The sequence below is a fragment of the Scytonema sp. UIC 10036 genome (genome assembly GCF_009725235.1).
In genome coordinates, this window is the sequence record NZ_WJFC01000019.1 from 1 (window position 1) to 13,629 (window position 13,629).

At 40.5% G+C, this 13,629-nt stretch carries 9 protein-coding genes; 5 read left to right on the top strand and 4 right to left on the bottom strand.

Translation table 11 applies throughout. The features are described 5' to 3' along the window. Positions 1 to 80: 80 nt before the first annotated feature. Positions 81 to 2,477: an adenylate/guanylate cyclase domain-containing protein gene (locus F7734_RS11325; protein WP_155744748.1), complete on the bottom strand. Its 2,397-nt coding sequence runs from the start codon at positions 2,475 to 2,477 to the stop codon at positions 81 to 83. A gap of 905 nt (positions 2,478 to 3,382) precedes the next feature. On the opposite strand from F7734_RS11325, the gene F7734_RS11330 reads away from it, so the two are divergent. The 3 genes from F7734_RS11330 to F7734_RS11340 all read left to right on the top strand — a co-directional run bounded on the left by F7734_RS11330 (position 3,383) and on the right by F7734_RS11340 (position 6,901). Beyond that, on the top strand, positions 3,383 to 4,759 hold the full coding sequence (locus tag F7734_RS11330; protein WP_243146818.1) for a tetratricopeptide repeat protein: 1,377 nt from the start codon (positions 3,383 to 3,385) through the stop codon (positions 4,757 to 4,759). Positions 4,760 to 5,163: 404 nt separating this feature from the next. Continuing rightward, entirely contained in the window at positions 5,164 to 5,520 is a 357-nt protein-coding gene (locus F7734_RS11335; RefSeq protein WP_155744749.1) for a VOC family protein, read from the top strand. Positions 5,521 to 5,602: 82 nt separating this feature from the next. Continuing rightward, the gene (locus F7734_RS11340; protein WP_155744750.1) at positions 5,603 to 6,901 is read left to right on the top strand and encodes a recombinase family protein; all 1,299 of its coding nucleotides are present in this window, start codon (positions 5,603 to 5,605) and stop codon (positions 6,899 to 6,901) included. Positions 6,902 to 7,168: 267 nt separating this feature from the next. Here the strand turns inward: F7734_RS11340 and F7734_RS11345 are convergent, their stop codons facing one another. Beyond that, positions 7,169 to 8,725 (bottom strand): hypothetical protein, encoded by a 1,557-nt coding sequence (locus F7734_RS11345; protein ID WP_155744751.1) that lies wholly within the window; start codon positions 8,723 to 8,725, stop codon positions 7,169 to 7,171. Between the two features lie 230 nt (positions 8,726 to 8,955). Between F7734_RS11345 and F7734_RS11350 the strand changes: the two genes are divergently transcribed. Beyond that, positions 8,956 to 10,566 carry a glycosyltransferase family 39 protein gene (locus F7734_RS11350; RefSeq protein ID WP_155744752.1) on the top strand — a complete coding sequence of 537 codons (1,611 nt, stop codon included), beginning with the start codon at positions 8,956 to 8,958 and terminating at the stop codon, positions 10,564 to 10,566. Between the two features lie 90 nt (positions 10,567 to 10,656). Here F7734_RS11350 and F7734_RS11355 read toward each other — a convergent pair whose 3' ends face one another. Both F7734_RS11355 and F7734_RS11360 read right to left on the bottom strand, forming a co-directional pair. After that, the gene (locus tag F7734_RS11355; protein ID WP_155744753.1) at positions 10,657 to 11,028 is read right to left on the bottom strand and encodes a hypothetical protein; all 372 of its coding nucleotides are present in this window, start codon (positions 11,026 to 11,028) and stop codon (positions 10,657 to 10,659) included. A 461-nt stretch (positions 11,029 to 11,489) separates the two neighbouring features. After that, positions 11,490 to 11,663 carry a hypothetical protein gene (locus F7734_RS11360; RefSeq protein ID WP_155744754.1) on the bottom strand — a complete coding sequence of 58 codons (174 nt, stop codon included), beginning with the start codon at positions 11,661 to 11,663 and terminating at the stop codon, positions 11,490 to 11,492. A 56-nt stretch (positions 11,664 to 11,719) separates the two neighbouring features. On the opposite strand from F7734_RS11360, the gene F7734_RS11365 reads away from it, so the two are divergent. Further along, the gene (locus tag F7734_RS11365; protein WP_155744755.1) at positions 11,720 to 13,621 is read left to right on the top strand and encodes a chloride channel protein; all 1,902 of its coding nucleotides are present in this window, start codon (positions 11,720 to 11,722) and stop codon (positions 13,619 to 13,621) included. Positions 13,622 to 13,629 lie beyond the last annotated feature (8 nt).

Sequence of the window (13,629 nt, forward strand, 5' to 3'; positions counted from 1 at the left end):
CTAACCACTAACCACTAACCACTAACCAATAACCACTAACCACTAACCACTAACCACTAACCACTAACCACTAACCAACCTTATTTCCTCCCAATCATCAAATAAGTTGTCATCTTACCTTTGCCTTTGATCTCAATTTCACCCCGTTTTTGAAATACAAATTCATGAAGTAACTTTTGGTACATAGCTTCTGTAACCTGAATTTTGCCAGCCAAACCTTGGGATTCCATCCGATGGGCTATGTTTACCGTATCTCCCCAGAGATCGTAGCTGACTTTTTTGATACCAATGACTCCTGCTACTACAGGTCCGCTGTGGATTCCGACTCGTATACTAAAGTTTTGCTTGTTTTCAGAGTTAAACTCATTAATTGCAGTTTGCATATCTAGCGCCATACAAGCAATGGCTTGGGCATGATTTGGGTGGCGCACTGGTAAACCGCCAACAACCATGTAAGCATCACCAATAGTTTTAATTTTCTCTAAACTATATTGTTCGGTCAGGCGATCGAACATGGAAAAAATCTGGTTTAATATCTTGACAAGTTGAATGGCGCTAATTTGAGAGGCGATTTCGGTAAAGCCAACAATATCGGCAAACAGAACACTCACATCAGTAAAGTGTTCTGCTATCGTACCGGGTTCTTCTTTTAAACGGGTAAAAATAGCTTCTGGCAAAATATTGAGCAACAAACGCTCGGTTTGTTCTTGCTCGTGGCGCTGTGCTTCTTCTACTGCAACACGCTGAGTCACATTCCGAAAAATACCACGCGTTAAAACGGGTTTTCCCTTGACAAATTTGCAGTTAATATTTCCTTCAACAAAAATTTTCTGACCGTGTTTAGAGACAAATGCAATTGTCACTTGGTTGAGCTTTATTCCGGACATTACCTGATAAAGAATATGTCGGTATTGTTCCCGAAAATCGGGATGAATGATATCAAACAAATAAAGCTGGTTGACTTCCATCTCTAAGTATCCCAAAGTTTTGAGCCATGCTCGGTTAACATACTCAAATTGACCGTAAGGAGTGACGCATTGAATTAATTCATCTGCATTCTCCAATAAATCTCGATAGCGTTCTTCCCGTTCTACAAGTACTTCCTCTGATAGTTTGGATTTAATAAACTGAGAAATTTGATGCCCAACAGAAACCATCATTTGCAATAGTTCTGCATTTTGTGACTGTATATTCTGACTAAAGAAAGTCATAACTCCTAACATTTCTCCATTATCCAAAATGGGAAAGCCAAATGCCGATCGCAATTCCGATTCTACAGCCGCTTGCGATCGCACATCACCAGACTGTGGTATTTCACGCAAAGATGCGTTGCGATCGCACTCTCTGTCAAAATTTTCTGGCTGTGAAAAATTCTCAATCCAAAGAGGTGATTGATTTGACCATATTCGACCTGGAAAACCAGTACTGGGAGTGTAAGTCGTTTGCCAAGTCACTGCTTTAAACTCTCGGATTGCAACCGTTCGACTCGACCAAATTTCCACACATCTGAGGACTGAATGAGCGCAATCTTGCTGTGACGATAGTGTTATGTACTCATTTGCCGTCCAAAGTTCGCCCAAATCCCATCCCAAACACTCACATATAGCCTGTAAAATTTTGGGAATTGCCTGTTTGATACTTTTTGATTCTAAAAGAATCCGAGTTATGGTGTATTGCGTACTAATTCCTTGCTGCCTGCTCTTTTGAGCCGTAATATCTCTTCCGATGTAAATTATATCTGTACAACCATCTGTTTTAGACGGAATTACCGAGCAAGAAAACCCTATCAACAGTTTTTCTTTTTCTTTAGTTCGACAAATTATTTCTATATTTTGAAAATACTTTTTAAATAAATATCTCTGCTGAATAGCTTTTTGTAGTAATGTATTATCATCAAATAATAAAGATATAGGCTGATTTATTAATTCTTCTTCCTGATAACCAAATAACTCCAATGCAGCACGATTCACTTTCTTAATTTTTCCCGATTTCGTTGTTACTAACAAAGCTTCTGCCATTGCAGCGAGTGCTTTTTCTATGTAACTTTTATATGTAAATATAATATCATATAAAATTTTTATATTTTTCTGTTGTTGTTTAGCAATCGTTGTCTCTGTTGTATCTTCAAAAAGTATTGTTAACCTATTTTCATGATAACTTTCACATCCATTCCGCAGAATATATATATCAAAATACAGGTGACTTTCTCTACCAGATGTTCTCATTAGAGATTTTAATTCAAAGAGTTCCTGTTCTCCTTTTAAGATAGGAATCAAAATATCTTCAAGACCAATAAATTCAGGAAAGCCCAAACGAACATCTTTTCCTAGCACAATCTCTTTAGGGTTAGCAGCAAACCGTTGGACTTGCTTGGATGCGTACAAAATCAGGAATTGAGTATCCAAATCCAAGCGTTCAAACTTACGTTGTATAGTTTTATACTTTTTTAAACTTTGATTGGGTGCCTGATATTTCATAGTCGTACAGAGAGGCTAATGGGTGATTTAAGAAATAACTCCTGTACGGGCGCTTAGGTACAAGACCATTCGCCCCTCCTACACGGGCAAACAATAGCTTACCCCCCACTCCTAATTTGGCACCACTAATGATTCTACTATGATTGCTGCCGTAACTTCATCTAGTAATTATAAAGTGAATTAGGCTTGTATTTACAGCTTTAATTCACCATATCTGCAATCTTTCAAAAAAATGAACACAATTTTAAGGCTTTAGTACTGTTATATCAGACTTTAACCCCAACACTATAATACTCATAGTGGAAAAATTTTAAAATATATCCAATGATAGATTTACTTTTTTCAAAGTTTAATTGCTACTAGTAGAGCAAATGTGTATATTTGGTTTGTAGTGTCTTCGCTGTTGGGATTGATGTGTAGAGATCGACTAAAGCGCGATCGCCACAAGCTAGGGCTGTCAATTATACCAGCTACGCTGTTGTTGTTTTTTTTTCTATAATTTAAAATGCTTTTTAACACCTCAGTTTTAGAATACAACGGGGATAAGCGATGGAATTATCCAAACCCAGTGGTGAAACAAAATAAATTCTTTCAAGCAGCCCTCAAATCCGCTCTCTCCCAACCATCTTGAGATAGAAAGAGGTCAATTTCTTGCAATCAATCAACAAACTTTTGCGGAGTTAATAACATTTATAGACTTTGCCGAGAAGTTTACAATTGGCTTTGTTGAAATCAATTTCTATCAAGATGGAGAATTTTTAATTGAAGCGCTCAAAAACCATCCTGAATGCCAGGGTATTCAATTTGTCCCACTTGATTTTCCTGACCCTAATTTACGTTTTTTAAAAGATGAGATTGTAAAAAAAATACCAAAAAACCAGATAAATTCAAACAAAAAATTAGTTTTGATTGTACGTCAGTTAGAAAATTCTATAGGTGTTTTTGGAGATTATCCTCCAGTTTTACAAGACCTAAATTTTGTCAGAGATACTTATAAAAAAACACTTCCACATCCTATATTATTTATATTGCCTGATTTTGCACTCACCCGCTTAGCAAAATTTGCCCCTGATTTTTGGGCTTGGAGGTCGGGAGTTTTTCGTTTCAAAACACCCCAATTTACAAGAGAAGACACCCTTGCTCAAACTCTTAACTTTAACCAACCAATAGACACATTAGAAAAACCAGAAAAACAAGAACGCATAGATTTGCTGCATCGCCTGTTAATGGAATACAAACAAACAGGCAATTGGGTAACAGGAGAAAATTTACACAGTTACAGTAACATACTACATCAACTTGGAGTCGCATATTTAAGTCAAAGAAATATTGAAAAAGCAAGAGAGTATTTAGAAGAAGCTGCAACAATTGCTAAGAACAGCAAAGATTCATCATTTCAAGCAGAAGTTTTAAATACATTAGGAAAAGCTTATTATCAACAAAGGGATTTTAACAGGGCAATTCTTTGCTATGAAGAGTCTTTAAGGATTTCACAAAGAATTGGTAACCATCGAGGTGAAATTGCTTCTTTGTTGGGCTTGGGAAATACTTATCTGGAATTAAGACAATTTCAACAAGCAACTAACCTTTATCATCAATGTTTAGAAATTGAGCAACAGATAGGCGATCGCTACTCAAGTGCAAGCACATACCACCAATTGGGAATAGTCGCCCAAGAGTTGCGCTCATATGAGGAGGCGCGGCAATATTATCAACAAGCTTTGGCAATCTACATCGAATTCGGCGCTCGCTACTCAAGTGCGAGCACATACCACCAATTGGGATATTTAGCCCAAGAGTTACGGGAGTTTGAAGAAGCGCGGCAATATTATCAACAAGCTTTGGCAATCTACATCGAATTCGGCGCTCGCTATTCAAGTGCGAGCACATACCACCAATTGGGATATTTAGCCCAAGAGTTGCGCTCATATGAGGAGGCGCAGCAATATTATCAACAAGCTTTAGCAATCTACATCGAATTTGGCGATCGCTACTCAAGTGCAAGCACATACCACCAATTGGGAATAGTCGCCCAAGAGTTACGGGAGTTTGAAGAAGCGCGGCAATATTATCAGCAAGCTTTGGCAATCTACATCGAATCTGGCGATCGCTACTCACTCGCTAGTACGTATTACTGTTTGGGAACACTTGCACAAGCACAGGAAAATTACGCAGAAGCAAGAGCTAATTTACAAAAAGCGTTAAAAATTTATGTTGAATATAACGATGAATATTGGGCTTCTTCAGCGCGGCAGCTATTAGAAAGGCTTCCCTTTCCATAAACTTTGTCAAGTTGTAAAGGACTCCTAATCTTGTTATGTCAAGTCCGATTAACTAGCGATCTTAGAGGATGTTTGAAAAGTCACAATTGGTGTATCAAATATTTTTTACCCCTCCCTAACCCAGATCGATGTATTGGTCCGGGAACCGGATTTTTCTTATTTCCCCCCTCTACAAGCTATCCATGACCCGGATCTTTCTTAACAATTGCAAAAGTGTTATAGAGAAAGGGTTTGAGGAAAACAGCCCAAAAAGGGGGGTAATAATGTGATTAAAATTACAACTAACCACTTTTCAAACAACCTCTTAGGAATTGAGTTTTTCTTCGCGCCTTTGCGACTTTGCGTGAGTTTTAATAATCAATATTTAATCATACAATATAGTCGAGTTTCATAACCCCGCAACAATGAAGATTACCCAATATCTCCACACAGCCATTCTCGTCACCGACTTAGACAAAGCCGAGCATTTCTACGGAACAGTGCTAGGATTACCCAAAGTAGAACGTTCCTTAAAATTCTTAGGTGCATGGTATCAAATAGGAAACTACCAAATTCACCTCATTGCCGCCCCATCCATACCCGAACCCCAAAACGAAAAATGGGGACGCAACGCCCACATCGCCTTCTCAGTCGCTGACTTAGACATAGCCAAACAGCAACTTATAGACAACAACTTTCCCATTCAACCCAGTGCTTCCGGACGTCCAGCCGTCTTTACCAAAGATCCAGATGGTAACATTGTTGAACTCAGCCAGCAATGAAAGATAAAGATTGCTGGGTTTCGTTCCTCAACCCAGCCTACACATCTTCCCCTAGCGCCCTTCGCGTCTTTGCGGTTTATAAATGAAAACCTTCGCCTACACCTACAGCGATCCCATACTAGAACAAAACCCCGATCCCACAACCTGGGGATGGGAGATAGAAAGAACATACCAAGATATAGGAAAAAGGACTGAACTACAAAAACTACTCAACGACTGCAAAACCGAAACCCCCACGCATCTCCTCATTCGCCGCCTAGAAGAATTAGGAGACACCATAGAAGAAGTGACTTCCCACCTCACAGAACTAGAAACAATGGGAGTCACACTCATTGCGATTGAACAAAATTATAACTCTTCACAAAAAAGCCCCAACATCCATGCTGACTTGCTCAAACTCCTCCACGAGATACAACATCAGCAAAAGAGTCGCCGCATACGTCAAGGACACGCCCGCAACCGTTTAGAAGCCGCACCGCCTCCCGGTAAAGCACCCTACGGTTACCGCAGAGGTAAAGGAAAATACACTGTAGACCGCAGTACTTCCCCAGTTGTCAAAGATTTCTTTGATAATTTCTTACTTTATGGTTCTCTGCGAGGCGCAGTCCGTTACCTAGCAAAAAAATATGGTAAAAAAATCTCTGTCACTACAGGACGCCGTTGGTTAACAAATCCAGTTTACCGTGGTGATACGGCTTATCACAATGGAGAAATTATTTCCGATACTCATGCTTCTATTATTAGTAGAGAAGAAGCAGCCCAAGTTGACAGGCTATTACGCCGCAACAGCCGTTTACCCCGAAGAACAGCTAGCGCACCACGTTCTTTAGCAGGTTTAGCGATTTGTGGTGAATGTCAATCACACATGACAATTACCCGTGTTACCATACGCAAGCAAGACAAAGAATACCTTTATCTACGCCCAATTAGCTGTTCCAAAAGTCCTAAGTGTCGCGCCATACCATATCAAGAGGTATTAGAACAGACTATTGCAATTATTTGTCAAGACTTACCTCTTGCGGTAGCTGGAATAGATTCTCCTCAGCTAGATACGGTGAAACATAATTTAAATCAAGCGATTTTGCGCCAACAAGAAATACTCAAGCAGTTACCCGATTTGGTGGAGGCTGGTGTCTTGGATGCAGAAACATCTCAGTTAAGAGCATATAAAGTCCGTGTAGAAATATCAGAACTTCAAGCGAAGTTGGCGACTCTACCACCAGTGAATTTACGTTCTGTCGCTCAAGCAGTTTCTATTCCTCAGTTTTGGTTGGATTTGTCTGAGGCGGAACGAAGGTTTTACTTCCGTGAGTTTATTCGGCAAATTGAGATTGTTCGTGAAGATAAGGATTGGCAATTAAGGGTTATTTTTATTTTTTAATATTGCTAATAGCTAATGGCTAATTGCTAATGGTTAAGGGAGTAGTCATTGAGGTACAAATTTATCTGTGTCTATCAGCTACAGGCTGCGGTTAGTTTGATATCCTGTACTTTACACAAGTGGGGATTGCTACAATGCATACGAAGACAGCGCTACTACGAACCAAATAAATGCTATTAGCAATTAGCAATTAGCCATTAGCCATTAGCCATTAGCCATTAGCAATAAGAAATTAGCCATTAGCAATTAGCCATTAGCCATTAGCCATTAGCCATTAGCCTCATTTACACTTTTTTTGGCTTGAGGACGTTTGCCTGCATTTCTTACATTCATAAATTTACTGAGTACATCGAACCAAAAGGGCGCACCCATTGCAATAGCAAAACCACTGACTATCCAACCTGGTATCATTCTTAGAATTCTAGGAAGTGTAATGACGGGTTCTTGTGGTGCTATTAAGCGAAACTGTTGTGATAAGTTAGCAGGAGTCCAACCAATAGGTAGAGAAACTGCTGTGAGAATATTGTCAGCATCATCGGTTAGCTTTTTTATGTCTCCTACTGTTGAAAAATTATTGATGTTAGGATTTGATAATTTTTCAGCGTTTTGAACAATGATATTTCTCAGCGCTGAATCTTTTGATAATCTATTAACCATGTGAAAAGCATCTGCATTGGCTGCAACAGCAAGTACCAAGCCAATTAAAATCCCTACACCTTTGGCATTACGTTTGTACACCCCAGAAGCTCTTTCCATAGAGCTATCAAAAGCCGATTCAATTTCTTGTCGCAATCTATCAATTCCTTCACGTGTATTTTCTATTTTTGTTCCAGCACGCTTTGCTAAAACTGAAATATTATCAACAACGGATGGAGGTAAATTCTCAATTAATTTTTGAATTTCTTGATATGCTGCTCCATCTTTACTTTTAAAAATAGTCTTTACTTCTTGATAAATGGCACTATTTTTATTAATAACTCCAACCACTTCATCAATACTGGGTTGCAATCCTCCAATTAACATTGTTTGCTGGGTATTACCAAAAATATCTTGTTGGTAATATTCCAATTTTTTGAAAACTTGGCTATATGGCTCCTGGGTTGAAAGTTCTTTGGGAAAATCCTCTATAAATCTCTTGAAACTTATATCCATACGTTCAACACTGGCTGTTATATTATTTTTGTTTTCTCTATAGTTTTTAACGATGTCATTGTAGTCTTTTTCTAAATCTTGAAGATTCAGTACGAGTCGATCAAAAAATCTCCGCATTTTTTCATCTTGAACGGGCTGTTGTTGCAATTGATTTAAAAGACTTCTGATTTCATTGATTCGTGCTGTTTTGAATTTTTCTAGCCTCCCTTCAGTTAGCCAACGAACTAATGTTGGAATTTCTAGTACTTCTAACAGAGTTATCGCATAAATATCTGCTGGAATGTATGATGGTCCGGTATGTTTGCTTTTCCCAAAGAGAGTTTGTTGACCTCTATGTTTGGAGGAGAATAAAGAACGAACTAATGATGCGATCGCCCAAGTGAATTTTCGGGGTAAGGACTCAAACCATCCTTTAGCTTCTTGGTTAATATTTTTAATTAAGGGATTGTCATAAAGTTTATTTGCTAATTCGACAACTGACTGTAATTCCTGATATTGGTCTTGGCTTGTAACATTGCCTGATAAAAAAATTTCAACTGACTTTTTTAAGTGTGCAGCCCGCCATTGCAATAAAGTTGCAATCAATTCTTGAATTTCTGAGGCTAGTAAGCTTAAAATTAAATAAATAAATATTAAGCCGAGAACAACGTCAAACATAGCAGGTAGATTCATAAATTTCTTCTCCACGCAGGAATTAATATCCGATCTTAGTCTTAATTGGAACCACTTTCACTCTCTTACTTAAGAAAAATAGATAAACCAAAAAAAGCAGTGAAAAAATCTTTACGACGAAATATAAGTTAATTTAAAATCTAGGAGATTTGATGAAAGGCAACATTCAAGTCTACATTGCGTCAGGAGTTTCATTCAACAACCAGCAAGCACAGTAATTATCCTAGATTATGCAAGAAGGAAGCTTTCTTTGGGGTCGTCTGGAAAAACAGTATCGGTCGGCGGAACAGTGGATCGATTGGGTATGGTTGATCGTGCTGCTTTTGGCAGCTGTATTACTCTTTACCATAAATCTTGGAGAATTACCACTGCGGGATTGGGATGAAGGTACTGTCGCACAAGTAGCACGTGAAATTATGCGATCGCCCGCAGCTTCAATGCCTTGGCTTTATCCAACACTGGGCGGAGAACCTTATCACAACAAACCACCGCTCATGCATTTGCTGATTGCTGGGGCTTACTCTCTCTGGGGAGTCAATGAATGGGCTTCCCGCTTACCTGGGGCTATGCTGACGGCGGTTTCAGTACCTTTGCTTTATTACATTGGTCGAGAAATATTTCGCAAACGTCGTGCTGCAGTCTACAGCGCTTTAATTTACCTCACCATGCTACCTGTGGTGCGTCACGGACGATTAGCTATGTTAGATGGGGCTGTTGTCTGTTTCTTTATGCTGATGATGCTTTGTTTGCTGCGCTCGCGTCGCAACTTACGTTACTGTCTTGGAGTTGGCATTAGTTTTGGGTTAATTTGCCTAACAAAAAGTATACTTGGTTTATTATTGGGTGCGATCGCACTTTTATTTCTTTTTTGGGATACACCAAGACTGTTACGCAGTTGGTATATGTGGTTGGGAATTTTCATTGGCAGTGTACCTGTCGCATTTTGGTACGGTGCTCAATGGGTACATTACGGTGAGATATTTACCAAAGTTGGGATGGTCGATCAGTCCTTCAGCCGTCTTTGGGAATCGGTTGAGAATCATTCCGGACCACCTTGGTACTACCTTTTGGAAATTTTCAAGTACACTTGGCCTTGGCTAATTTTCTTACCTTCAAGTTGGCGTTTAACCTGGGAAAATCGTAACCTTAGCTGGGCAAAACTGGTATTGGTATGGAGTAGTGTTTACTTAATTTCTATATCTTTAATGAGTACCAAACTGCCTTGGTACGTATTTCCCATCTACCCCAGCTTAGCCCTAGCTTTTGGGGCAAAACTCTCAGAAACTGAAGATTCACAATTGCTTTCACCCTATCCCCGCACTTGGATAGTTTCTTTAGCTCTGTTAGCGTTAGTGGCGATCGCAGGCTGCATATACTACAGTATAGGGAGTGTTTCTCAATCGGAGTTACAACTGCTTTTTGCTGCAGTGGCGTTGACAATGGCCTTAGCTGCTGTTTTAGCAGAACGAGGTGACGGGCAATTCCTGAAAGTTCTGTTTTGGGGTACTTATGTGTCGCTGGTGCTATTAATGTACTCAAAGCATTGGGTTTGGGAATTAGGGGAAGCCTATCCTGTCAAACCAGTCGCTGAAATGATACAAAGAGCAGCGCCACCCGGTACAAAAAAGATTTATACATCTTTCCCATATCATCGCCCATCATTAGATTTTTATAGCGATCGCACTATTATTCCTGCATCTGTTGTTCAACTCGATAGTTACTGGCGAAACGACAAGCAACCCTACTTCTTGCTAGATGAAACTGCACGTGAAAACCTACATTTAGATTCTGTGAAGCAAATTGACCAAACATCCGGTTGGGTACTGATTACAAAAAATTAAGTGTTGTTGGTTGTTGGTGGTTAGTTGTTGGTTGTTAGTTATTCCACTAACCACTAACCAGCAACCACTAACCACTAACAATTAACCAATTTAAAGCTGCTTCTCTGTCTTTGGAAGTTCTGGAGTGTCGTAGGTTGTAGTTTGTTGCTGGGTTATGCCGAGAGCACCCAGCAAAATAGCACTTCCTACAACTAGCGCCACTAAAGGATGCTTGAGAATAACAAAATCCCGTAAAATCCTAGCTAAGGGTCTGCTTTGACGGCGTAGGGAAGATGAGACAGCTACCTGCTGTTTGTAGGAAAAAGGATCGCGGACGTAATGACCGCTTTGACAAACGACTAGCCTTTCCTGACAGTACGGACAAGAAAACAATCCTATGCACGCTTTCATCGGTTTTCGTGCAGCGTTCTTCTGACAAATGGGGCAAGTCAAATAATGATTATCAAAGATGTGTGTATTCATCTACCTCGTCCGCCTAGTCTACTTACTCGCTTTAATAACAAAACAACAGCTATATAGAAATTCCGGTGACACTTACGTAGAGCACCCAGTGTTTTGACATCAGCCATCAGTCACTGAATTCTTCGTGTTCCGGTTTCCCCTACAATTCTAGTGCTAGGAAAGCCACCACGCCTCTGTTTGAAGTGTGTAGTTTATAACTCGCAAGAAGTGTGAAGTGTAAAGGATAAAGGATAAAGTGAAGAAATGACCTCAAACCTTACCCTTGTGGGCGCAATCTCTGTTCAAGCACTTCAGTATTTACCGTATGGTTCAAGCCGCGCCCTTGACAGGCGGGAACTTCATCCTTTATCCTTCATAGTTTATCCTTTATTCTTTTGCTGACCTTCTATTCTTTCTCATTTAAGCATTGTCTCCGCAAAAATTTTGAGTGCTTGCAATCTTTTAACCAAAGCTTTGTAAATTTAATAAACAGGCATGATGAATGTTCGTAGAGGGTTGAACATTGGGCATTGGGCATTGGGCATGGGGCATTGGGCATTAGGCATGGGAGAAATATGAATCACCAATTCCCAATTCCCAATTCCCAATGCCCGATCCCCAGTTTTTACTTGTCTGGTTGATAAATAATCGCTCACAATGAAGTGTAAGACATAAAAATTTAAATTTTTTATTAGATTTACTCCTCTACCCAATGAGCCTTTTGCCTTCTACTCAATTGAGGAAGGTTGTGGAACAACCTGCTTTTCACTTCCTTTCTGCCCGATTTACCGATTTGCTTAACCGTTTTCAGCCATCTCCAGAAAGTGTAGTTCTGTTTTTAGCCGTGCTTATAGGAGGTGGTAGTGGCATGGGGGTGGTCACATTTCACTACCTCATTGAAATCATTCACCACCTCATGCTGGAAAATTTTATGGGTGCGATTGGGGCTTGGGGCGCTTGGACTTTAGCTTGTGTCCCTACCCTGGGTGGAATGATTGTCGGTTTCATGCGCTGGCGTACCTCTGATTTTGGTCCGGGACTCTCATCTCTGATCGCCGCCTCCTCCCCTGGGGAAATCCAGCGAAAACTACGACCTGTTACCAAAATGCTGGCTGCATCCGTATCTTTGGGGAGCGGTGCTTCACTAGGACCAGAAGGACCTAGTGTAGAAATTGGGGCTAATTTTGGTTTGCTGTTGTCTGTTGTGCAGCAAGTCTCACAAGAAAGACAGCGCTTGCTTTTGGGCGCTGGTGCTGCTGCTGGCTTAGCTGCTGGATTTAACGCTCCAATTGCGGGAGTTTTTTTTGCTTTGGAAGTCGTCTTGGGTACGACTGCCTTTGCTACTTCTGCTGTTAGCGTGGTGTTACTAGCCGCAGTTGTTGCAGCACTCATCGCTCAAATTGGCTTGGGCGCACAGCCTGCGTTTGCCTTACCTGCTTATCAAGTCCGCAGCCCTTTGGAATTACCTTTATATCTTGGCTTAGGTTTGGGAGCTAGTGTAGTTTCTCTTGCCTATACCCAATCGATTCGTCTGGCAAAAGCTTGTTTCCATGGAAAAATACCCTATTTCCAATGGATGAAACGCATACCCGAACCAATTCATCCTGTTATTGGTGGGGTCATTGTTGGTACAGTTGCCATATACTTCCCTCAAATTTTGGGGATTGGGTATGGCACTGTAGAAGCGACGCTGCAAGATGCAGAATTTTCTTTACAACTGCTCGTTGTGCTCCTGGTGGCAAAGCTTCTGATGACAGCTATTAGTGCTGGTAGTGGTTTTGTCGGTGGTTTGTTTGCTCCTGCCATGTTTTTAGGCGCTTCCTTTGGAGCGGCTTATGCCAAGATTTTAGCGTGGTTCGCACCTGATATTGGTCAATTTATGGCAGGTCCTCCTGCTTATGCAATGGTAGGAATGGCTGCTGTTTTGGCTGCAAGTGTCAGAGCACCGCTTACGGCAATTTTAATGTTGTTTGAATTAACCAGAGACTACCGTATTGTCTTACCTTTAATGGCGGCGGTGGGTCTAAGTGTTTGGTTGATAGAGAGAATGAAGCCAAACTCCAACTCCAACTCCAACCTACAACAAATTGGTCTTTCTGAATTGAAAGACGAACAAGCAGAAATTTTACGGCAAATTTTAGTAGAAGATGCTATGCTCTCTTCCCCCAAAAAGCTACTATCAACCATGACGGTGATTGAAGCAGCTTTGGAAATGACAGGAGACTTATGCCGCAGCGCTTTAGTTGTTAATGATGCAGGACAACTTGTTGGTATCGTCTCTCTAGAAGATATCAACCGTGCTCTTTCTGTTTGGGAAAAATACCCAAATTCATCAAGTGAACTTCGGGCTGACATAGCCAAACAAACACTCTTGGATATTTCCACTACCGAGCTTCTTTACGCATGGCTTGATGAACCTCTCGCTGAAGCTTTAGATCGAATGGCAGGGCGAGGTTTGCATCAGCTACCTGTAGTCGCCCGAGATAACCAAGAACGAATTTTAGGTTTATTGGAACGCGAGCAAATCGTTTTGACCTGCAACGTTGCAGTCACGCGCAGGTCTCTTCGTCATTACTTACCAATGACTATAAAAACAGGTGTCATTAGTCATTAGTCCTTTGT

Coding starts and splice junctions, on each gene's coding strand:
- F7734_RS11340 (WP_155744750.1), top strand. CDS start 5,603: ATGAAAACCTTCGCCTACACCTACAGCGATCCCATACTAGAACAAAAC.
- F7734_RS11325 (WP_155744748.1), bottom strand. CDS start 2,477: ATGAAATATCAGGCACCCAATCAAAGTTTAAAAAAGTATAAAACTATA.
- F7734_RS11355 (WP_155744753.1), bottom strand. CDS start 11,028: ATGAATACACACATCTTTGATAATCATTATTTGACTTGCCCCATTTGT.
- F7734_RS11345 (WP_155744751.1), bottom strand. CDS start 8,725: ATGAATCTACCTGCTATGTTTGACGTTGTTCTCGGCTTAATATTTATT.
- F7734_RS11350 (WP_155744752.1), top strand. CDS start 8,956: ATGCAAGAAGGAAGCTTTCTTTGGGGTCGTCTGGAAAAACAGTATCGG.
- F7734_RS11335 (WP_155744749.1), top strand. CDS start 5,164: ATGAAGATTACCCAATATCTCCACACAGCCATTCTCGTCACCGACTTA.
- F7734_RS11365 (WP_155744755.1), top strand. CDS start 11,720: ATGAGCCTTTTGCCTTCTACTCAATTGAGGAAGGTTGTGGAACAACCT.